This window comes from Burkholderia sp. MSHR3999 (genome assembly GCF_000833595.1).
Lineage (GTDB): Bacteria > Pseudomonadota > Gammaproteobacteria > Burkholderiales > Burkholderiaceae > Burkholderia > Burkholderia ubonensis.
In genome coordinates this window covers 2,040,853-2,060,279 of record NZ_JRFO01000007.1, presented here as the reverse complement: position 1 = coordinate 2,060,279, position 19,427 = coordinate 2,040,853, and the positions used below count along the sequence as shown (strand labels likewise).

21 protein-coding genes are annotated in these 19,427 nt (G+C 68.6%); 8 read left to right on the top strand and 13 right to left on the bottom strand.

Translation table 11 applies throughout. The features are described from left to right. Nucleotides 1-154: 154 nt before the first annotated feature. From KY49_RS32475 to KY49_RS32460, 4 genes are all read left to right on the top strand, one after another. Nucleotides 155-1,390: a peptidoglycan DD-metalloendopeptidase family protein gene (locus KY49_RS32475; protein WP_042588361.1), complete on the top strand. Its 1,236-nt coding sequence runs from the start codon at nucleotides 155-157 to the stop codon at nucleotides 1,388-1,390. A 138-nt stretch (nucleotides 1,391-1,528) separates the two neighbouring features. Next, nucleotides 1,529-2,818, top strand: coding sequence for an NAD(P)/FAD-dependent oxidoreductase (locus KY49_RS32470; RefSeq protein ID WP_042588913.1), 1,290 nt, complete (start codon nucleotides 1,529-1,531; stop codon nucleotides 2,816-2,818). 18 nt (nucleotides 2,819-2,836) lie between these two features. Continuing rightward, the gene (locus KY49_RS32465; RefSeq protein ID WP_042588360.1) at nucleotides 2,837-3,394 is read left to right on the top strand and encodes a helix-turn-helix domain-containing protein; all 558 of its coding nucleotides are present in this window, start codon (nucleotides 2,837-2,839) and stop codon (nucleotides 3,392-3,394) included. A gap of 138 nt (nucleotides 3,395-3,532) precedes the next feature. After that, the gene (locus KY49_RS32460; protein ID WP_042588359.1) at nucleotides 3,533-4,879 is read left to right on the top strand and encodes a glutamine synthetase family protein; all 1,347 of its coding nucleotides are present in this window, start codon (nucleotides 3,533-3,535) and stop codon (nucleotides 4,877-4,879) included. 18 nt (nucleotides 4,880-4,897) lie between these two features. Here KY49_RS32460 and murI read toward each other — a convergent pair whose 3' ends face one another. From murI to KY49_RS32435, 5 genes are all read right to left on the bottom strand, one after another. Further along, the gene (gene murI / locus KY49_RS32455) at nucleotides 4,898-5,719 is read right to left on the bottom strand and encodes a glutamate racemase (RefSeq protein WP_042588358.1); all 822 of its coding nucleotides are present in this window, start codon (nucleotides 5,717-5,719) and stop codon (nucleotides 4,898-4,900) included. Between the two features lie 6 nt (nucleotides 5,720-5,725). Further along, a complete protein-coding gene (locus tag KY49_RS32450; protein WP_042588357.1) occupies nucleotides 5,726-6,115 on the bottom strand; it encodes a lysozyme inhibitor LprI family protein in 390 nt (129 codons plus the stop codon). Between the two features lie 50 nt (nucleotides 6,116-6,165). Continuing rightward, nucleotides 6,166-6,918, bottom strand: a complete 753-nt coding sequence (locus KY49_RS32445) for an N-acetylmuramoyl-L-alanine amidase family protein (RefSeq protein WP_042588356.1) — start codon at nucleotides 6,916-6,918, stop codon at nucleotides 6,166-6,168. A gap of 243 nt (nucleotides 6,919-7,161) precedes the next feature. Continuing rightward, nucleotides 7,162-7,953, bottom strand: coding sequence for a lysozyme inhibitor LprI family protein (locus KY49_RS34725; RefSeq protein WP_052495818.1), 792 nt, complete (start codon nucleotides 7,951-7,953; stop codon nucleotides 7,162-7,164). Between the two features lie 72 nt (nucleotides 7,954-8,025). After that, a complete protein-coding gene (locus KY49_RS32435) occupies nucleotides 8,026-8,478 on the bottom strand; it encodes a type II toxin-antitoxin system RatA family toxin (RefSeq protein WP_042588355.1) in 453 nt (150 codons plus the stop codon). 185 nt (nucleotides 8,479-8,663) lie between these two features. Between KY49_RS32435 and KY49_RS32430 the strand changes: the two genes are divergently transcribed. The 3 genes from KY49_RS32430 (at nucleotide 8,664) to KY49_RS32420 (ending at nucleotide 11,645) form a co-directional block, all read left to right on the top strand. After that, nucleotides 8,664-9,704, top strand: a complete 1,041-nt coding sequence (locus KY49_RS32430) for a bifunctional nicotinamide-nucleotide adenylyltransferase/Nudix hydroxylase (RefSeq protein ID WP_042588354.1) — start codon at nucleotides 8,664-8,666, stop codon at nucleotides 9,702-9,704. A gap of 73 nt (nucleotides 9,705-9,777) precedes the next feature. Further along, nucleotides 9,778-11,211 (top strand): nicotinate phosphoribosyltransferase, encoded by a 1,434-nt coding sequence (locus KY49_RS32425; protein ID WP_042588353.1) that lies wholly within the window; start codon nucleotides 9,778-9,780, stop codon nucleotides 11,209-11,211. 74 nt (nucleotides 11,212-11,285) lie between these two features. Further along, nucleotides 11,286-11,645 carry a glyoxalase superfamily protein gene (locus KY49_RS32420; protein WP_042588352.1) on the top strand — a complete coding sequence of 120 codons (360 nt, stop codon included), beginning with the start codon at nucleotides 11,286-11,288 and terminating at the stop codon, nucleotides 11,643-11,645. Here the strand turns inward: KY49_RS32420 and KY49_RS32415 are convergent. Next, nucleotides 11,640-13,124: an aminotransferase-like domain-containing protein gene (locus KY49_RS32415; RefSeq protein WP_082062508.1), complete on the bottom strand. Its 1,485-nt coding sequence runs from the start codon at nucleotides 13,122-13,124 to the stop codon at nucleotides 11,640-11,642. The two genes, KY49_RS32420 and KY49_RS32415, sit on opposite strands and share 6 nt — an antisense overlap. A 126-nt stretch (nucleotides 13,125-13,250) precedes the next feature. Here KY49_RS32415 and KY49_RS32410 point away from each other — a divergent pair, with 126 nt between their 5' ends. Continuing rightward, nucleotides 13,251-14,138, top strand: a complete 888-nt coding sequence (locus KY49_RS32410) for a DMT family transporter (RefSeq protein WP_042588351.1) — start codon at nucleotides 13,251-13,253, stop codon at nucleotides 14,136-14,138. A gap of 36 nt (nucleotides 14,139-14,174) precedes the next feature. Here KY49_RS32410 and KY49_RS32405 read toward each other — a convergent pair whose 3' ends face one another. The 7 genes from KY49_RS32405 to KY49_RS38915 form a co-directional block, all read right to left on the bottom strand. After that, nucleotides 14,175-14,792, bottom strand: a complete 618-nt coding sequence (locus tag KY49_RS32405) for a hypothetical protein (protein WP_042588350.1) — start codon at nucleotides 14,790-14,792, stop codon at nucleotides 14,175-14,177. Nucleotides 14,793-14,857: 65 nt separating this feature from the next. After that, nucleotides 14,858-15,475: a hypothetical protein gene (locus KY49_RS32400; RefSeq protein ID WP_042588349.1), complete on the bottom strand. Its 618-nt coding sequence runs from the start codon at nucleotides 15,473-15,475 to the stop codon at nucleotides 14,858-14,860. A 122-nt stretch (nucleotides 15,476-15,597) separates the two neighbouring features. Next, a complete protein-coding gene (locus KY49_RS32395; RefSeq protein WP_042588348.1) occupies nucleotides 15,598-16,218 on the bottom strand; it encodes a hypothetical protein in 621 nt (206 codons plus the stop codon). After that, nucleotides 16,215-16,757 carry a hypothetical protein gene (locus KY49_RS32390; protein WP_042588347.1) on the bottom strand — a complete coding sequence of 181 codons (543 nt, stop codon included), beginning with the start codon at nucleotides 16,755-16,757 and terminating at the stop codon, nucleotides 16,215-16,217. Before KY49_RS32390 ends, KY49_RS32395 begins: the two co-directional genes overlap by 4 nt. 65 nt (nucleotides 16,758-16,822) lie before the next feature. Continuing rightward, nucleotides 16,823-17,950 (bottom strand): extracellular catalytic domain type 2 short-chain-length polyhydroxyalkanoate depolymerase, encoded by a 1,128-nt coding sequence (locus tag KY49_RS32385; protein ID WP_042588346.1) that lies wholly within the window; start codon nucleotides 17,948-17,950, stop codon nucleotides 16,823-16,825. Nucleotides 17,951-18,101: 151 nt separating this feature from the next. Continuing rightward, on the bottom strand, nucleotides 18,102-18,548 hold the full coding sequence (locus KY49_RS32380) for a lysozyme (protein ID WP_042588345.1): 447 nt from the start codon (nucleotides 18,546-18,548) through the stop codon (nucleotides 18,102-18,104). Beyond that, nucleotides 18,532-19,419 carry a DUF2589 domain-containing protein gene (locus tag KY49_RS38915; protein WP_231636603.1) on the bottom strand — a complete coding sequence of 296 codons (888 nt, stop codon included), beginning with the start codon at nucleotides 19,417-19,419 and terminating at the stop codon, nucleotides 18,532-18,534. The genes KY49_RS32380 and KY49_RS38915 overlap by 17 nt, the downstream gene beginning before the upstream one ends. Nucleotides 19,420-19,427: the final 8 nt, after the last annotated feature.

Sequence of the window (19,427 nt, the reverse complement as noted above, 5' to 3'; positions counted from 1 at the left end):
AAAAATTCCAAAATGATCTTTTGTAGGATGTTTGCTAGAGTTGCGCTGGCGATGCCGTGCGTGGCAAAAAAAGAGAATCGCCAATAGCGAATGAATCTGAAATTTATTTCAATTTATTGATTATCTGAAGGTCATCGATATGGGGAATTTGCATATGCGTAATTTCGCCGGTCGTCATGTATCGAAATCGATCAAATGCCTCATCGGAATTCAGCTCGTCGCAGCCTGCCTCGTCAACTTCGCCCATGCGGCGCCCATCGAGGCGTCGTTGCAACGCTCGATCGAGCAGGCGCTTGAATCCCGATCGAGCGGAAAGTCGGCGCTGCCGGCCCAGACGGGCGGCAACCTGGTCGAGGCATTGAAAACGGATGAAGCTTCCGGGTGGGTATTTGGCGCTGCTACCCAAATCCTGCGAGAAGACGAATCCGTCGATCCCGTCACGAAGCTGTTCCTTGCGCGCAACGTCAATGGCCGATGGATCGCAGGTGTCGAGGGCAGCAGCCAGTTTGGAGAATTACTCAACTCGGCGCCGTCAACGCTGCTCGCTGGCGACGAACGGAAAAATCTGGCGGTAAGGCGCTCATTCGCACCACGGTCGGCGGCATTGCCGCAGCCGGGCCTTGCGTTGCCGTGGCAACTGAATGCCGGATGGTATTGGACGGGCGGAGCGCACGGCTGGTCCGGACAAAGCAGGCCGTACAACTCCCTCGATTTCTCGGGCGGCAATGGTCGCGTACTGGCGGCTCGGGACGGCTATCTTTACAAGAGCTGCGAGCGAAACGGCAGTGCAATCGTCAAGCTGGTTCACGACAACGGATACGCGACGACCTATTACCACATGGTCCAGTTGACCTCGCTCAATAGCGGCACGCGGGTCCGTCAGGGCGATTATCTCGGCAGCGTCGGAAACGGGCTGCCGTGCGGCGGACAAACGACGGGGCCGCATGTTCACTTCTCGCTGAGCAAGGACGGCAATGACGTTCCGATCAACGGGATGACGATCGGCGGCTGGCAATTTTTCGCGGGCGCCGAACCGTACGCCGGGTACGCCGTTCGCAATCAGCGACGCGTCTCCCCGCAGGCATGGCTCGTCAACTACGGGGGCGAGGATTCCGGCGGTCCGGTCGACCCGTCACCGCCCGTCAGTGCGCGCGTACAGGCGCCGAGTCAGGCGAATCTGCGCAGCGCGCCTTCTTTGTCGGCAGCGATTGTCGGTTCGGTCGAGAACGGCCGCACCGTGCAGCTCGCTTGCTACAAGTACGGCGACCCGGTGGAGGGCAATTGGGGCGTCACACGGCTTTGGTATCGGCTCGACTCGAATCAATGGATATCGGACGGATTTGTCTACACGGGCAGCAACGACCCGGTGGTGCCGGAATGCGTGAGCTAGCGAGGGTGCGCCGTCACGCATGAAGGTGTGCACGGCCGCCACTGTGCAAGGGGGCACGACAACCGCACGCTTGCCCCCGTGAAATTGCCGTGCTAGTTTTTCATGAAATTTCGCATCCGAAATTTCATGGGGGCGCGCATGTTCCTGCAGTCGGACCGCCACGTCGCAAGCTACTACGCCGGCACGCACCCGGCGCCGATCCCGGTTCGCCCGGTGCTGGAGTCGCGTGTCGACGCCGACGTGCTGATCGTCGGCGCGGGCTTCAGCGGGCTGCATACGGCGCTGCGCCTTGCGCTCGGGGGCAAGCGCGTCGTGATGCTCGAAGCGAGCCGGGTCGCGTGGGCGGCGTCGGGGCGCAATGGCGGGCAGGCGCTGCTCGGCTGGTCGTGCGACATGCCGCCGCTCGAGGATGCGCTCGGCCGCGACGGCGCACGCGCGCTGTGGGACAGCATGCGCTGGGCCGCGGCCGAGGTGCGCGACCTGCCGGCGCGCCACGGCTTCGACATCGATTACCGGCCGGGCAGCCTGTGGGCGGCGGTGCGGCCGCGCCGCGTCGCGATGCTCGCGCAGGCGCGCGACGAAGCGGCCGAGCGCTGGGGCTACGACCGGCTGCGCGTGATTCCGCACGCCGAGATGCCCGAATGGATCGGCAGCGCGCGCTATCTCGCGGCGCTCTACGATCCCGAGGCCGGGCACCTGAATCCGCTGAAACTCGCGCTCGGTCTCGCGCAGACGATCGAGCGCGCGGGCGGCCGCATCTTCGAGCAGAGCCGCGTGTTCGACCTGAGCGAGACGGCCGGCGGCTACGTCGCGCGCACCGCCGCCGGCGAAGCGCGCGCGGACGTGCTGGTGCTCGCGTGCAACGCGTACGTCGACCGGCTCGATCCCGGACTGTCGCGCCGGCTGCTGCCGGTCGGCACCTACCAGGTCGCGACCGCGCCGCTCGCGCCCGAGCTCGCGCGCTCGCTGCTGCCGCGCGACAGCTGCGTGATCGACAACCAGTTCGTGCCCGACTACTTCCGCCTGAGCCCCGACGGGCGCCTGCTGTTCGGCGGCGGCTGCACGTATCTCGGCGGCATTCCCGCGGACATCGCGGCGGCGACGCGGCCGCATCTCGAACGCGTGTTTCCGCAACTGCGCGGCGTGCCGCTCGACTACGCATGGGGCGGCCACATCGACATCAGCATGCGGCGCACGCCGGACCTCGGCCGTTGCGGGCAGCGCTACTGGCTGCAGGGTTTTTCCGGCCACGGCGTGCTGCCGACGCTCGCGGGCGCGCGCGCCGTCGCCGACGCGGTGCTCGGCGACGGCCGGCTCCTCGCGCTGTACCAGCGCATCCGCAACCCGCGCTTTCCCGGCGGCGGCCGGTTCGCCGCGCCGCTGGAGGCGATCGGCAAGGCCTGGTACCGGCTGCGCGACACCGTCTGAATTTCCCCGGAGCACACGATGAACGAACAGGAAGAAATCGAAAGCCTGGCGATCCTGATCCGCGATCTGCGCAAGCACCGCAAGGTCACGCTGAACGAGCTGGCCGACCGGATCGGCCGCTCGGTCGGCTTCCTGTCGCAGGTCGAGCGGGGGCTGTCGCGTCCGACCGTCGCGGACCTGACGGCGATCGGCGAGGCGCTCGGCGTGCCGACCACGTACTTCTACAGCCTCGACAAGCCGCGCTCCGTGCCGTGGGTCACGCGGCCCGGCGAGCGCCGCACCGTGTACTACGCGGCCGGCATCACGGACATCCTCGTGTCGCCCAGCATGCGCGCGCGCTTCTCGGTTCTCGAGAGCCATCTCGCGCCGGGCGCGAGCAGCGGCGACCGGCCCGTCGACGACAGCGACGAGCAGGGCGGCTTCGTGCTCGAAGGCGAACTGACGATCTGGCTAGACGGCGACGACACGCCCGTCACGCTCGGCCCGAACGATGCATTCCAGTTGCCCGCCCACAAGCGGTTCCGCTACGCGAACCTGACCGACCAGCCCACGCGGGTCATCTGGGTGTTCACCTGAGTCGTCGTCGCGGCGGCATGCCGCGTTCGAAGCAGATGGTTTGACGTACTGATCGATGGGGACGTGAGGCGCTGCACAGGCCGTTCGGCCCCAGTTCGCCGCGACGCGGCATCGTCACACTCGAATGGAAGATGAATCATGGCTGACGTCGTTTCCGCATTGGTCGATGAAGTCCGTGCATTCCGCCACGCGCACCCCGAGATTCGCTATGTCGACCTGATCTGCCTGGACCTGCCCGGCCATTTCTACGGCAAGCGCTATCCGATCGACGCGCTCGAGAAGGTCGCATCGGGCTCGCTGCTGAAGCTGCCGCAGAACTGCGTGCTGCTCGGCACGCAGGGCGGCCTGTACAGGATCGGCGACTACTGCTTCAACGACGGCGATCCGGACGCGCCGCGCCGGCTGGTTCCCGGCACGCTGAAGCGGGTGCGCTGGGAAAGCCAGCCGCTCGCGCAGATGCTGATCAGCTCCGACGGCACCGATGCACCGATCGAGTTCGAGCCGCGCGAAGTGCTCGCGCGCGTGCTGCGGCGCTTCGCGAAGCGGGGGATTCGCCCGGTCGTCGCGTTCGAGCTCGAGTTCTACCTGTTCGCCGCGCAGCTCGCGGACGGCCTGCCGCAGTATCCGCGCGACCGCCTGAGCGACGACCGCGACGATCAGCCGAACATGCATATCGAGCGGCTGTCGCGGTTCTCCGACGTGCTGCACGAGATGGTCGAGGCTGCGCGTGAGCAGGGCGTCGACGCGACGGTGATCACCGCCGAGCTCGGGCCCGGCCAGTTCGAGATCAACTTCGGCCACATCGACGACGGGCTGCGCGCGGCGGACTGGTCGGCGCTGTTCTGCCGCAGCACGCGCGGCGTCGCGCTGCGGCACGGCTATCGCGCGAGCTTCATGGGCAAGCCGTACCTGCATGCGCCGGGCAGCGGCATGCACGTGCACGTGAGCCTGTACGACGAAGCGGGGCGCAACCTGCTCGCGGCGCACGGGCAGCGCCCGCTGCGCCATGCGGTCGCGGGCTGCCTCGCGCTGCTGCCGCACTGCATGCCGGTGTTCGCGCCGAACCACAACGCGTTCCGGCGCTACGGGTCGATGGTGAACGCGGCGAGCCGCGCGAGCTGGGGATTCGAGGATCGCGACGCGTGCATCCGGATTCCCGAGTCGGATGCGGGCAACCTGCGGATCGAGCATCGCCTCGCGAGCGCGGACGCAAATCCGTATCTCGTGCTGGCGGCGATCCTGACCGGGATGGAATACGGGCTCGACGCGGGCAAGGAGCCGATCGCGCCGCTCAACGACGATCGCGGCAGCGGCATCGATTTCCCGAAGGACATGCTGTCGGCGGTCGCCGCGATGCACGCGCATCCCGCCGTGCGCGAAGGGCTCGGCGGGGAGTTCGTGATGGTCTACTGCGAGAACAAGCGGCAGGAGCAGATCGATTTCATGAACGAGATCGGGGCGCGGGAGTACCGGTGGTTTCTGTGACGCGGGCCGGACGATCGGTCAGCTCGTCTCGATGTCGATGGCGGCCACCCGATGTCCGGCCAGCGCAAGTCCCTGAGCGAGTTTGGCCAAAGGCGCCCGCTGCTCTGCCGATGTCGCGGTCGAGCACAATTGCAGCGGAGCGTTGGCGGGATTCGCATCGTTGTGCAACCGGAACTCGGCAAGCTGATGCTCGACCCGCCGTGCGATTGCGGTCGCGGTCTCGATCAGGCGGAACCGTGAACCGAAGATCCTTCGAATGCTCGGCATGAGCAACGCGTAATGCGTCGAGCCCAGCACGAGCGTATCCGCGCCTTCTTCGATCATCGGCGTCAGGTATGCGTCGAGCAGCGACTCGACGGCCGATCCCGTGGCTTCGCCTTGTTCGATACTTTCCACGAGGCCATGCCCCGCCTGACACACGAAGCGGCACGCGTGATCGTTCTCCGCCAGCAGCGCCTGCAATCGTTGGCTGCGCAGCGTTGCGGCAGTCGCGAGCACGCCGACGACTTTTGAAACCGACGCCTGCACGGCGGGCTTGATCCCGGGCTCCACGCCGATGATCGGGATCGCGAACTGACTTCGGAGATGCGCGATTGCGTGCGTCGTTGCCGTATTGCATGCAATCACCAGCATTTTTGCGCCGTGCTGCACCAGCCAATCCGTGAGTGCTTGGCTGCGCGCCCTGATGAACGCATCGGACTTTTCGCCATAGGGCGCGTACCTGGAGTCCGCGATATACAGGATGGCTTCGCCCGGAAGACGCTGACGGATCGCCTCGACAACCGACAATCCGCCCAGGCCCGAATCGAATACGCCGATGGGGGCGACGCCGTTGTGCATGAAGCGTTACTGCCCGATCTTCGACGCCACGCACCCGGTGCTCGAACACTCGCGATCGCGCTCACGCAGGAACGACAGGCGCGACTGTGTCATGTCGATCGCGCATTCGAGGTTCACGTAATACCCGTCGTCGCGTGTCGTGCTGCACTTGTCGTCGCGCTGCTTGAGCCACGCGAGCTGGCCCGTCTTCAGCGACGCCTGCTGGTCACCGCTCAGTTGCTTGCGCAGGCGGCCGTACTGGTCGTTCAGCTCGCGGTCGAGCTGCGAGAACTGCGTGCTGCTGCAGTACACCTGGTCGAATGCGCCGCGCGGCTTCGCGCAGCCGGCCGCGTGCGCGGCGAACGGAACGGCAAGCGCGAACAGCGCGCAGGATGCGGCGAGCAGATTCTTTTTCATATGGATGCTCCTGGCTGGGTAAAAACCGGTGACGCGCGTGCGCCGCGTCGTCATTCGGACGCGGTGCACGCCTCGATGCCGCCCGCGATCGCGGCGGACAGGCGCTGGATCGTGTCGTGCTGCGCGAGCCGCTTCTCTTCGTCGGGATTGACGATCACGCCGGCTTCGACGAGCACGGCCGGAATCGGCGCGGTGCGCAGCACGACGAGATCGTCGAAGCGGTGGATGCCGAGGTGCGGGTCGATCAGCGGACGGTTCTCGCCGCGGATCGGCTGCGCGTGATAGAGCGACGGCGTTTCGCCTGCCGCGACGAGCTTCCCGGCGATCGCCTTCGCGCAGCGCAGGCTCTGTTCGTAATGCGGATTGCGCTCCGACACGAACACCGAGAAGCCGCGGAATTCGCGCTGCCGGCCGGCGTCGATGAATTGCTGCTGCATCGAGTCGTGATGGATCGACACGAACAGGTTGGCATCGGGTGCCTGCGTCGAGCGCTGGTCCAGCTTGATCTCGCGACCGTCCGCGGCCGTGCGCAGCACGCGGGCGCCGTCGTCGCTCAACCGCTTGGCAACGGCGCTCGACAGGTCGAGGTTGTACAGGTATTCGACGCGGCCGCTCGCGCCGGTCGAGCCGGGGCGTGCGAGCGTGTGGCCTGTGTCGATCACGATGTACGGAGCGTGTGCGCTGGCGGCCGGCGCGGCGTCAGCGGCGCGCAGCGCGAGCGGCATGCCGAGCAGGGCCGCGCAGGCGAGTGCGCGCGCGGCGGCGCCTGCGAACGGGCGAAGGCGTTGGACGGTTCGGTTCATTGTTGTTGTCGCGTGAATGCGGCTGCGCTCGACGAAGCGGCGCGCGGCCGTCGGCCTGCATGATGCAGTCGGAATGTGGCGCGATTATAGCGGCTGCCGGCCGCCCCGCAATGACAAAACCGCGGGTGCAAGCCCGGCCGAAAGCGGGTTGTAAAACATGCGGCGGCGCTCGTTGCGCGAGCACGCGCTGCGCGGCGCATATCGTCGGGCGCGCGTGAGCGCCGCGTCGCCCTTTCGTTCGCGTCAGCGGTCGAAGCGGAACGTCGAGACGCTGTGCATCGTCGCGTCGTCCGTGCCGACGATTCCCTGCGTATTCGCGACGGCTGCCCGCTTGCCGTTGCTCAGCACGGCCCAGTAGCATTCGCCGCCCGCCGCATGGAAGCCGGTTTCCGGATCGCTGATGCCGCACGTGATCGTCGCGCGCATGCCGCGCCAGCCCGGGCCCGTGAAGCGCTCGACTTCCTGGGGCGTGCCGCGGCCGAACGTCGACATCCATTTGCCGTCGTCCTGCCGCTCGAACCCGGCTTCCTTTTCCGCGACCGGTTCGAGCGCGCCGTCGACGATCTCGAATGCGATGAAATAGTTGCTGTTCGTCATGTTGCGGCCGACGATCGCGACGCAGCGGTCGCCGCCGAGCACCGGGCACGGTTTTTTCACCTGCCGGTTCGCGAGGTATTCGAACGAGATGCCGAGCGCCGGATCGCGATAGGTCTTCCAGCCCGCCGGCTTCACCTGCTTCAGCGCGGCCGCGCGGTCGCGATACGCGGCGGCGACGCACGCGGCATCGCCGCACGCATCGCGCTGCTTGAGCCACGCGCGCTGCGACACGATCACAGCGCGAGGGTCGGCGGCGGCGTCGACGGTTGCATCGTAGGCGCTCGCCAGTGCGCCGTCAGCCGACACGAGCGCCTTGTCGCCGCAGATCAGGCGGTCGGTGCGCGTCTTCGCGGCGGAACAGTCGATGCCGGCGGCATGCGCGGAAAGCGTGATGCTCATCGCGGCAACCGCGAGATAAAGGTAACGGAAGCTGAACACGTACTCGTCCTCGTCATGGGGGAAATCGGCGAACCGGCTGGCGTTGAAGTGTCCGGCCGGTTTCCGCCCCTGTCAACGCGGCGCGGCCTCCGCTTCGGCCCAGCGCTTGAACGCATCGAGCCGCCGGCGCGTGTGCACGAGATAGAACGCGCCGATCAGCGGCTCGACGAGCCAGCGCAGCCAGGCCGGCCGCGCACGGAAGTGGTACGTGAACTTCACGTCGGTCGAGCCGGGCGTGCGCTCGGTGAAGTTCCAGCTGCCGCTGAAACGCGCGAGCACCTTCGGGCCGTCGACCATCTCGACCGCCGCGACCTGCGGCGGCTGATACGAGATGTAGCGCGACACCATCGTCGCGCCCGTGGTGCTGCGGCAGAACGCGTCGATGCCGACGTCGGCCGTCATGCCGTCGAGCAGGTAGGCGTCGGTGAGGAAGCTGTCCCACACGAGCCGCCGGCCGTAATCCTGCGACCACGTGAAGAGGCGTCTGCGATCGACGCCGACGGTGCGGCTGACGGAGATCCTCATGATAGGGGGCGCGTCCGCGCAGGTTGGGATGGAGTCGAACGAGTGTAGCGCGCCAGCCTCGCGATTTCCGTCAGGCATCGTCAAGTCGAGCATGGGTTCGATTGACGCATCTCAAAAAAAGGCCTACGATCCGTTCCATGCCTTCGGGACAGACCCGAAGCGTTTCAATCTCTTGAGGGAGCCTCATGAGTACGCAACACACCAGGCGCTTCGACGCGCTTGTCTTCATTGGTCGTTTCCAGCCTCCGCATCGTGGCCACCTGAACGTGCTGAAATCGGCGCTGAGCCGGGCCGAGCGCGTCTGCGTGCTGATCGGGTCGACCGACAAGCCCCGCACCATCAAGGATCCGTTCTCGTTCGACGAGCGCCGCCAGATGCTGGCCTCGCTGCTCGACGCGTCCGAGCGCGACCGCGTGACGATCGCCCCCGTGCAGGACTCGACGTACAACGACGGCGACTGGGTGCGCTGGGTGCAGGATGCCGTCGCGTCCGCGCTCGGCGACGTCGCGCACCAGAAGGTTGGGCTGATCGGCCACGAGAAGGACGCCACGTCGTATTACCTGCGGATGTTCCCGCAATGGGAGCTGGTCGAGGCCGATGCGACGGAAGACATCTCCGCCACCGAAATCCGCGACCAGTATTTCGCGGAACGCCCCAACAGCTTCGTGCAATGGGCCGTGCCCGAGCCCGTGTTCGGCTGGCTCGAGCGGTTCCGCACGCAGCCGGAATTCGCGCAGCTCAAGGCGGAAGCCGAGTTCATTGCCGCGTATCGCAAGGCGTGGGCGGCGGCGCCGTACCCGGTCACGTTCGTGACCGTCGACGCGGTCGTCGTGCATTCCGGCCACATCCTGCTCGTGCGCCGCCGCAGCGAGCCCGGCCGCGGCCTGTGGGCGCTGCCGGGCGGCTTCGTGAACCAGGACGAACGGCTCGATACCGCGTGCATCCGCGAACTGCGCGAGGAAACCGGGCTGAAGCTGCCCGAGCCCGTGCTGCGCGGCTCGCTGAAGGACCGCCAGGTGTTCGATCATCCGACCCGCTCGCTGCGCGGCCGCACGATCACGCACGCGTGCCTGTTCAGCTTCCCGACCGGCGAGCTGCCGCGCGTGAAGGGCAGCGACGATGCCGACAAGGCGCGCTGGGTGCCGCTCAACGAATTCGCGCAGATGCGCAGCGTGATGTTCGAGGATCACTTCGACATCGCCTATCACTTCCTGGGGAAGCTGTGATCCGCTGATCCCCGCATTCCGGTCCGCCGCGACAGACGCGGCGGCATCTCAACGGCCTAGAGGAGCTCTAGCCATGCAAAACGATCTCGGCGGCTTTGCCGCGGTTCTCGCCAACCCGATCCTCAACACGGATTCGTACAAGGCATCCCACTTCCTGCAATACCCGGCCGACGCGACCGCGATGTTCTCGTACGTCGAATCGCGCGGCGGCCGCTACGAGCGCACGCTGTTCTTCGGCCTGCAGATGCTGCTGAAGGAATATCTGTGCAGGCCGGTCACGCACGCGATGATCGACGACGCGCGCGATTTCTTCGCGGTGCACGGCGAGCCGTTCAACGAAGCCGGCTGGCGCTACATCGTCGAGCGCTACGACGGCTACCTGCCGGTGAAGATCCGCGCGGTGCCGGAGGGCTCGGTCGTGCCGACGCACAACGTGCTGATGACCGTCGAATGCGACGACCCGCAGGTGTTCTGGCTCGCGTCGTACCTGGAGACGATGCTGCTGCGCGTGTGGTACCCGGTGACGGTCGCGACGCAGAGCTGGCACCTGCGGCAGACGATCCGCCGCTTCCTCGAGAAGACCGACGACGACCTTGCGCAACTGCCGTTCAAGCTGCACGACTTCGGCGCGCGCGGCGTGTCGAGCGCGGAATCGGCGGCGATCGGCGGCGCCGCGCACCTCGTCAGCTTCATGGGCTCGGATACGGTGCTCGGCGTGCTCGCCGCGAACCGTTTCTACCGCGAGCCGATGGCCGCGTATTCGGTGCCGGCGGCCGAGCACAGCACGATCACGTCGTGGGGCCGCGAAGGCGAGGCCGATGCGTACCGGAACATGCTGCGCCGCTTCGGCCTGCCGGGCGCGATCGTGTCGGTCGTATCGGATTCCTACGATTTGTTCGCCGCGCTCGACCTGTGGGGTGGCGAACTGAAGCAGGCCGTGATCGACTCGGGCGCGACGCTCGTCGTGCGGCCCGATTCCGGCGATCCGGTGACGATCGTGCTGCAGACCGTGCGTGCGCTCGACGCGTCGTTCGGCTCGACGCTCAACGGCAAGGGCCGGCGCGTGCTGAACCACGTGCGCGTGATCCAGGGTGACGGCGTCGACGCGAATTCGATCGAGGCGATCCTGGCCGCGCTCGACGATGCGGGCTATGCGGCCGGCAACGTCGTGTTCGGGATGGGCGGCGCGCTGCTGCAGCAGGTGAACCGCGACACGCAGCGCTTCGCGATGAAGTGCTCGGCGATCCGGCGCGGCGGCGTGTGGCGCGAGGTCTGCAAGGACCCGGTCACCGATCAGGGCAAGCGGTCGAAGAAGGGGCGGCTCACGTTGCTGCGCAATCGCCGGACCGGCGAGTACCGGACGGTGACGCTGCCCGTCGCATGGGATGATCGTGCGGTCGAAAGCGAATGGGACGATGCGCTCGTGACGGTGTTCGATACGGGGCGGTTGCTGGTCGATGTGTCGCTGGCCGACGTGCGGGCGAGGGCGCATGCGGGGGAGGTGTGAGGTGAGGGGCGGGGCGGCGCGTTATCATGTCCCCCCGCCGCCGTCCCGCTCACTCCATCACGAGGCCCCGAACGATGCCGTTGCTTCACGCGATTCCCATCCTGCGCATCTTCTCGATCGAGAAGGCGTACTGCTTCTATCTGGACTACCTCGGATTCACGCTCGACTGGGAGCATCGCTTCGAACCGGGGCTGCCGCTTTACGCGCAGATCAAGCGCGATTCGGTGGTGCTGCACCTGAGCGAGCACCACGGCGACAGCACGCCCGGCTCGGCGACCTTCGTGCCGGTCAGCGACATCGACGCGCTGCATCGGGAACTGCTCGAGAAGAACTACACGTACGCGCGGCCCGGCGTCGAGACGCTCGACTGGGGCCGGCAGATGCAGATCACCGATCCGTTCGGGAACCGGCTCCGTTTCTGCGAGCTGTCATAGGTCACCGGTCGCGCGCGCACTGGCGCGCGCGTCAACTTTCGGCGCCGCCGCGCCTTCATCGCGCCGCGCCGCCTCCATCGCGCGCGCCAACGCATCGAACACCGCCGGCCCCTTGCAGCGCGACACGTTGAAGCGCAGGAACGACGTCGCGCTGCGCGACGCGCTGAACACGTTGCCGGGCGCGAGCACGACGTCGTGGTCGAGCGCGTGACGCGCGACGCGCGCGGCGTCGAGCCCGTCCGGCAACTGCGCCCACACGAACAGGCCGCCGCGCGGCTCCGTCCAGATCCCGAGCCCGGCGCGCGCGAGGCGCCGGATCGTTTCGCCCATCGCGTCCGCGAGATTTGCGCGCAGGCCGTCCAGATGGCGCCGGTACGTGCCGTCGACGAGCAGCCGGTGCACGACGTTCGCGCCGATCTGCGCATTGCCGAACGATGTCGCGAGCTTCAGGTCGACGAGCGCGTCGATCCATTCGGGGCGTGCGGCGACGTAGCCGCAGCGTATCGCGGCCGACAGCGTCTTCGAGAAGCTGCCGATCGACACGACGCGCGACAGCCCGTCGAATGCCGCGAGCCGCGGCGCGGGCGTGCTCTCGATGTCCGCGAAGATGTCGTCCTCGACGATCAGCAGGTCGTGCTCGGCCGCGAGCGTCAGCAGCCGGTGCGCGACGCTCGGCGCGAGCGTCGCGCCGGTCGGGTTGTGCAGCGCCGCGTTCGTGATGTAAAGGCGCGGCCGGTGCTCGGCGAGCGTCAGCTCGAAACGCGCGAGATCGGGGCCGTTCGGCGTGTAAGGAACGCTGACGATCCGCGCGCGGTGCGCGCGCAGCAGCGCCTGGAAGTTGAAGTAGCACGGATCGTCGAGCACGACCGTGTCGCCCGGCTCCAGCAGCAGGCGGCACACGAGATCGAGCGCGTGCGTGCCGCCGTCGGTCAGCATGATCTGCGCGGGTTCCGCATGGACGCCATGCTGCGCGAGCCGCCACGCGAGCTGCTGGCGTAGCGCGGGCAGGCCGAGCGGCGTCGCGTAGTCGGTGAGCGCGTCGGGCTCGTCGCGCGATACGGCGCGCAGCGCGCGGCGCAGGCTCTCGTCCGGCAGCCACGACGACGGCAGCCAGCCGCAGCCGGGCTTCACGGTCGTCGAGGCCGCTTCGAGCGACTGGCGCGACAGCCACAGCGGATCGAGTTCGCGATCGAGGCGCGGCCCGAGATCCGCGAGCGCAAGCGGCGGCGCGTGGCCCGACACGTAGAAGCCCGACCCGCGCCGCGCGACCAGCACGCCTTCGCCGGCGAGCCGCTCGTACGCGTCGACGACGGTCGACTTCGACACCCGCAGCGCGTCGGCCATCGTCCGGATCGACGGCACCCGCGCACCGGGCATCAGCGCGCGGCTCGCGATCCGCGCGCGCAGCGTGTCCATCACGGTTTCCACGCGCGTGCGCGACGGCGCGCTCGGGGCCAGGTCCTGATCGATGCGGTTCATGGTGAAAGGCATGAACTGTACGGACGTTTGTCCAGTACAGTTTGGTCGAATTGTATTGCGCTGTAGCTTACGCGCTTTGGGCGGCGGGCGGATCATCGGCTATTCATCTTTGATCAGGAATTCCCCGTGCAAAAGTCCACCGACGGATGGCTCAGTGGCCTGCTGGGCGTCATCATCTTCAGCGGCTCGCTGCCCGCGACGCGGGTCGCGGTGCAGGGGCTCGATCCGATGTTCCTGACGTTCGCGCGCGCGACGATCGCCGGCGTGCTTGCGCTGATCCTGCTTGCCGCGACGAAAGAGCGGCGGCCGACGCGGGACGAGGCGGTGTCGCTGCTGATCGTCGCGCTCGGGGTCGTGGTTGGCTTTCCGCTGCTGACGGCGCTGGCGCTGCGGTACGTGACGTCGGCCCACGCGATCGTGTTCGTCGGGCTGCTGCCGCTCGCGACCGCGCTGTTCGGCGTGTGGCGCGGCGGCGAGCGGCCGCGGCTGCCGTTCTGGGTCTTCTCGCTCATCGGCAGCGGCGCGGTTGCCGCATTCGCGCTGCGCAACGGCGGCGAGGCGTCGCCGGTCGGCGACGCGCTGATGCTCGCGTCGATCGTCGCGTGCGGGCTCGGCTACGCGGAAGGGGCGCGCCTGTCGCGGCATCTCGGCGGCTGGCAGGTGATCTCGTGGGCGCTCGTGCTGTCGCTGCCGGTGATGCTGCCGCTCGCGTGGATCATGCGGCCGCCGTCGTTCGACGGCGTCGACGCCGCCGCGTTGTGGGGCCTCGCGTACGTGTCGCTGTTCAGCATGCTGATCGGCTTCGTGTTCTGGTATCGCGGGCTCGCGCTCGGCGGCATCGTGGGTGTCGGCCAACTGCAGCTGCTGCAGCCGTTCTTCGGGCTGGTGCTGGCCGCCGGGCTGTTGCACGAGCCGGTGCCGGCGTCGATGATCGCAGTGACCGCGATCGTCGTCGGGTGCGTGGCGGGCGCGAAATATTTCTCGCGGGGGATGCCGGTGCGGCGGGCGGGGTGACGCGGGCCGGCGCCGTCCCGCCGGCGCCGGCCAGGCTCAGCCCATCACGACGTTCGCGAGCTTGAACTGATACGGCGTCGCGGTCGTGCCGCCGCCGCCGCCCGTCATCACGATGTCGGCGCTCTTGATGCCGAGCAGCGACAGCTCGGTGTTGATGTCGGAGATCACCGCCGAGTTCATCACCGCGCCCTGCTCGATCTGCGACGCGGTGCCGATCCACAGCGTCGGCTTGAACTCGAACACCGCCTTCTGCCCCGGCACGATGCCGGTCTTGCGCGCGAGCAGGCGGCTGTCCTTGAAGACCGACGCGGTGATCGCGCCCTGGCGCAGGTCATTGCGCAGCTGGATCTCGCGCGACGTCGGCGCCGGGCCGGCGAGCGCCAGCACGTTGCCCGACGTCGAGCGCGACACGCTGAACAACTGACCGTTGTCCGCGCGCTTCTGCGGCATGTAGTTGCCGTCCGCGTCGCTCGCGGAAACGGTCGTCAGCAGCGGAAAGACGAACGGATGATTGTCGCCGCGCCCGCAGTTCGTGATCACCTTCCACGCGATCGCGAGCTCGTCGAAGTCGGTCGACACGTTCTTCTGGAAGATCACCACCTGGCTGTTGTTGACGTCGTTCGACAGATTGACGAAATTGAGCTTGATGTCCATGAGTCACCTTGATTCGGATGCCTGAGTGAAAGCGGCCGGCGGAGCCCGCCGGCGCGCGTCGGGTGTTACGCCATCACGACGTTTTCGAGGCGGAACGTGAACGGCTGCGAGCGCGGGCCCGGGCCGCCGCCGGTCATCACGATGTCGGCGCTCGCGATGCCGAGCAGCGACAGTTCCGTGTTGATGTCGGAGATCACCGCCGAGTTCATCAGCGCGCCTTGCTCGATCTGCGACGCGACGCCGATCCACAGCGTCGGCTTGAACTGGAACACCGCCTTCTGGCCCGGCGCGATCGACGTCTTGCGCGCGAGCGCGCTGCCGTCCTTGTAGATCGTCGCGTTCACCGCGCCCGCCGGCAGGTCGTTGCGGACCTGCACCTCGCTGCTCGCGCCCGGGTCGCCGCCGAGCTGCAGCACGTCGCCCGAGCTGGAGCGCACGACCTGGAACACCTGGCCGTTGGCCGCGCTCTGCTGCGGCATGTGGTTGCCGTAGGCGTCGCTCGCGCTCACGCTCATCGTCATCGGGAACTTGAACGGATGGTTGTCGCCCTGTCCGCAGTTGCGGATCACCTTCCACGCGATCGCGAGCTCGTCGAAATCGGTCGCGACGTTCTTCTGGAAAATCACGATGCTCGAGTTGTTCGCGTCGTTCGAGCGGTTGATCAGGTTCAGTTGAATATCCACGTCGTTGCTCCTTGAGTTGAAAGACGGCAATCGGTTTGCCGCGCACCTTCCCACCGGCCTGGCCAGGAAGCCAGGCCGTCAAACCAGGCAAAAAACGGATCGCAGAAAAAACGCGCCGGACACTACCGCCGCTCGACCTGCTCGAGCGCGAAGCTGAACGGCTGTGCATCGGCGCCGGTGCCGCCGCCCGTCATCACGATGTCCGCGGCGGCGACACCCGCGAGCGGCAGCAGCGTGTTGGCGCTCGACAGCACCGCGGCGTTCAGCGCGTGGCTCTCCTGCACCTGCGACGCGACGGCGATCCACAGCGCGGGCGTGAAGCGGAACACGGCCTTCTGGCCCGGCGCGACCGCGTGCTTCGCGGCGATCAGCCGGCCCGCGCAGAACGCGTTGACGTTCACCGCGCCGCGCGTCAGGCGGTTCACGACTTCGACGTCGCCGCCCGCGGCGTCCGCCGTGCCCGGCGCGAGACGTCCGCGGCCGCTCGGCAGCGGGTCGATCGCGAAGCGCGCGCCCGCCGGCGCGGCGACGCGCGGCGAGAAGTTGCCGTGCTCGTCGCCGAGCGCGACCTCGATGTCGGTCGCGTACTCGAACGGATGGAAGCAGTCGCGCCCGCAATAGCGGATCACCTTCCACGCGATCGCGAGTTCGTCGAAACCGGGCATCACGTCGCGCTGGAACAGCACCACCTCGCTGTTGCCGCAATCGTTCGAGCGGTTGATGAACCGGAGCCGGATGTTCATGACGTTTGCTCCGTCGCGCCCGCGTCGGGGTCGTCGCGCAGGTTGCGGTCGGCCCATTGCGCGAGCGCCGGCGCGATGCCCGCGGTCAGCGACGACACGTGCAGCGCGTGTGCGCGGGTCTGCGCGTGCAGGTCGCCGGCGAAGCGCCCGAGCGCCATCGCGGCGTCGGCGGGGCCGCGCGTGCGGCCGAGATCGTCGACGCATTGCGCGGCGGCATCGGCGAGCGCGCCCGCGTGCTGCAGATGGCTCTGCATGAAACGCGTCGCGAGGTCGGCGTTCAGCGCGGCCAGCACCTTGACCGCGGCGGCGGATTGCTTCAGCCCGACGCGCTCGACCTGGTCGCGCCACAGCGTGTTGGCGGCGGCCTGGCAGGCGTCGAGATAGTGATGTCCGGTCAGCAGCGCGGTGTGCGCGAACGCGCGCCACGCGGGGCCGCGGGGCGTGCTGCCGGCGCCGGTCGTCTGCGCGACGACCTTGCCGAACAGCTCGAGCGCGCCGAGGTTCGCGCTTTCCCATTGGGCGATCAGCGAAGAAAACATGACGTGTCCTTGTCGTGTGAATCGTGCGAGGTTCGTGGAAGCGGCGGTCCGTGACGGCATGCGGCTCACGGGCGCGCGGCGCCGAGGCGCTGCACCATCTGCATCACGGCGGCCATCTGCGGCGCGTCGCGGCGATAGAAGCCGGGCCGGGTCGGCTCGGCGTTCGTATAGCCCCAGAAGTCCCAGCAGCCGAGCGGGTTCGCCGCCGACTTCGCGACCTGCGGATAGAGCACGATCAGCCGGTTCGTGTCGGCGATCTCGTTGTAGCCGGTGCCGCGGATCATCCGCTCGCCGACCGTCGCGACGTTCTGCACGCAGCCGTGGAACACGACGTGCACCGCGCACGTCTCGCGCTCGCACGCTGCCGGGACATACGCGTAGCCGGTGTCGTCGAGCGACGCGCGCCGCTGCGGGTCGAACGCACGCTGGTCGAACGCGAGCAGCTTGCCGCCGGCCTGTGCGGCCGGTGGGTTGAGCGGCTTGTCGGGCGTCGCATAGATCCAGCGGACGATGTCGTGCGCCTGCTCGAAGCCGCAGTTGTCGATGTACGGGCTCGCGTTCGCGCTGCATGCGGCGTCGCCGGGGCGGCTCGTGACGAACGCGTGGCCGGCGTCCGGATGGCGCCGGTACTGGAGGTTCGCGGCGCTCACCTGCGCGAGCTCGTAGAAGCGCACGGTCTGGTCGACGACGCGCGTCAGCACGACCGTGTCCTTCGCGCCGCTGAACACGTAGATGCGCTGGCGGCGCAGGTTCGCCGGATCGTCGATCTCGCCGCGCTGCGCGAACGTCCGCGCGTTGCGCCACGCGTCGGTCGCGGACGGCGCCGGGCCGACCGGCTGCATGCACAGCGTCATCGCGGCGATCGCCGGCTCGATCAGCTCGTTCGCGCCCGCGCAGTAGAACGGCCCGCCGGCGACGATGCCCGCACCGATCAGCCGGCTCGAATACGCGACGTCGAACTGCGCCGCCATGAAGCCGCCGGACGACAGGCCGGACACCGACGTGCGCGTCAGGTCGGCGGCGTAAGCGGGCAGCGGCGCCGCGCCGGCCGCGCAGGCGGCTTGCGGCGCGACTGCCGCGACCGCCCCGACGACGAGCGCGGCCGCGGCAACGGCGGCGCGCACGGCGCGGGGCAGGCGCGGAAGGGCGAAGCGGGGCGGCGCCGGGCGGCCGGGCCGGGGAGTGACGTTCATGCTGGGCTCCTGTGGTGACGAATCGTTGAGGTGCGGGGATGCGGCTTCGTAAGGCGGACGGCTTCAGCTTAGGTGCGGCGCGCGGCGCGGTGAATGGCGCGAACGGCACGGTCGGCGACCCGTGACGATCGTTGCGCGCCGCATGTTCCGTTCACGACAGGAACAGCGCGCGTTCGGCCTGGCGGCGCCGCGTGAGGCCCGCGAGCGGCCGCCCGCCCGCCTTGTTCCAGACCAGGAACTGGTCGGCCGCGCGGGCCGGCGCGCCGGCGTTCAGGTAGCGCAGCAGCGTCGACGAGCGCAGGCGGCCCGAGCCGAGGTTGAAGACGAACGACATCAGCGCATCGAACTGCTGCTGCGTGACCGGCACGCGCAGCAGCTTGCGCAGGCTCAGCTCGGCGCTGCGCAGGTCCTGCCGCAGCAGCGCGTCGGCTTCGGCGGGCGTGAGCGGGCGGGTGAAGCGCTCGTGCGGCAGGATCAGGTGGCCGTAGCCGATGGTCGGCTTGCCGACCGCGTCGAGATACCGCGCGAGCCGCAGGCCCTCGAAATGCTTGATCAGCTCGATGCCTTGTGTGCCGGTGCGTTCAGGCTGGTTCGCCATCGTGGTGCTCCTCGTTGCCGTGCCGTGCGCGCGGCACCAGGCGGTGCGTGTATTCGTCGATCACGCGCATGATCGCTTCGGGCGGCGCGAGCGCCGCGAACTGCATTTCGATGTCGATGTGCTCGGTGTCGCGGCGCCCCGCGTTGCCTTGCGCATCCTTGTTCGCCGAGCGCGGCGCGAGCGTCACGTAGAAGCGCCCGCGCTGGTCGTCGCCGGCGAAGGCGCCAGCCGGATGCGCCTCGGTGAAATCGCCGCGCACCGTCAGGTGCACGACCATCCGCTCGAGCGCGAGGCCGCGCGGCGTCGCGAGCGCGACGAGCGGCACCGGCATCGTGTGCTCGGCGTCGAGCGCGACCTGGACTTCGCGCGGCGCGAGCAGGCCGTCGTCGCGCCGGTCGAAGAACTGGTCGAGCACAGCCGTGTACTGATGCGCGAGCAGCTGATTCGCGGCCGCCGCGGCGTGCTGCATGCCGCGCGCGATCTCGTCGAGCGCGAGGCCGCGCGGCGGCGGGCGGTCGGCGTCCGCCGGCTCGCCGGGCGGCGAGCCGGCAGGCGGCGCGGGCGGCGGCGCGTCGGACGGCCACGCGTCCGCCCCGCCGCCCGACGCGCCGGATGCGGGACCGGGGGGCGTCCCCGGCGCAGCGTCGGGCAACGTGCCGGATGCCGCGCCGGACGACGACGCGCCGACGGCAGGCGCGGCATCCGGCGCGGCGAACGGCGCGGCCGTCGCGCCCGGCTGCCCGCCCTGGGCGGCGCTCGCCGGTGACGCCGGCGGCCCGCCGGCGTCGGACGGCCCGCCCGCCGCCGCGTCGGCGGCCGGCCGGTCATCGCGCGCGGCCGCGTCGCGCCGCCGTTTGAAGAGCCTGAACATGGCCGGAC

What these genes read in the sequence shown, in the direction of transcription:
- KY49_RS32475 (WP_042588361.1), top strand. Translation starts at nt 155, where the DNA reads ATGCGTAATTTCGCCGGTCGTCATGTATCGAAATCGATCAAATGCCTC.
- KY49_RS32470 (WP_042588913.1), top strand. Translation starts at nt 1,529, where the DNA reads ATGTTCCTGCAGTCGGACCGCCACGTCGCAAGCTACTACGCCGGCACG.
- KY49_RS32465 (WP_042588360.1), top strand. Translation starts at nt 2,837, where the DNA reads ATGAACGAACAGGAAGAAATCGAAAGCCTGGCGATCCTGATCCGCGAT.
- KY49_RS32460 (WP_042588359.1), top strand. Translation starts at nt 3,533, where the DNA reads ATGGCTGACGTCGTTTCCGCATTGGTCGATGAAGTCCGTGCATTCCGC.
- murI (WP_042588358.1), bottom strand. Translation starts at nt 5,719, where the DNA reads ATGCACAACGGCGTCGCCCCCATCGGCGTATTCGATTCGGGCCTGGGC.
- KY49_RS32450 (WP_042588357.1), bottom strand. Translation starts at nt 6,115, where the DNA reads ATGAAAAAGAATCTGCTCGCCGCATCCTGCGCGCTGTTCGCGCTTGCC.
- KY49_RS32445 (WP_042588356.1), bottom strand. Translation starts at nt 6,918, where the DNA reads ATGAACCGAACCGTCCAACGCCTTCGCCCGTTCGCAGGCGCCGCCGCG.
- KY49_RS32435 (WP_042588355.1), bottom strand. Translation starts at nt 8,478, where the DNA reads ATGAGGATCTCCGTCAGCCGCACCGTCGGCGTCGATCGCAGACGCCTC.
- KY49_RS32430 (WP_042588354.1), top strand. Translation starts at nt 8,664, where the DNA reads ATGAGTACGCAACACACCAGGCGCTTCGACGCGCTTGTCTTCATTGGT.
- KY49_RS32425 (WP_042588353.1), top strand. Translation starts at nt 9,778, where the DNA reads ATGCAAAACGATCTCGGCGGCTTTGCCGCGGTTCTCGCCAACCCGATC.
- KY49_RS32420 (WP_042588352.1), top strand. Translation starts at nt 11,286, where the DNA reads ATGCCGTTGCTTCACGCGATTCCCATCCTGCGCATCTTCTCGATCGAG.
- KY49_RS32415 (WP_082062508.1), bottom strand. Translation starts at nt 13,124, where the DNA reads ATGAACCGCATCGATCAGGACCTGGCCCCGAGCGCGCCGTCGCGCACG.
- KY49_RS32405 (WP_042588350.1), bottom strand. Translation starts at nt 14,792, where the DNA reads ATGGACATCAAGCTCAATTTCGTCAATCTGTCGAACGACGTCAACAAC.
- KY49_RS32395 (WP_042588348.1), bottom strand. Translation starts at nt 16,218, where the DNA reads ATGAACATCCGGCTCCGGTTCATCAACCGCTCGAACGATTGCGGCAAC.
- KY49_RS32390 (WP_042588347.1), bottom strand. Translation starts at nt 16,757, where the DNA reads ATGTTTTCTTCGCTGATCGCCCAATGGGAAAGCGCGAACCTCGGCGCG.
- KY49_RS32385 (WP_042588346.1), bottom strand. Translation starts at nt 17,950, where the DNA reads ATGAACGTCACTCCCCGGCCCGGCCGCCCGGCGCCGCCCCGCTTCGCC.
- KY49_RS32380 (WP_042588345.1), bottom strand. Translation starts at nt 18,548, where the DNA reads ATGGCGAACCAGCCTGAACGCACCGGCACACAAGGCATCGAGCTGATC.
- KY49_RS38915 (WP_231636603.1), bottom strand. Translation starts at nt 19,419, where the DNA reads ATGTTCAGGCTCTTCAAACGGCGGCGCGACGCGGCCGCGCGCGATGAC.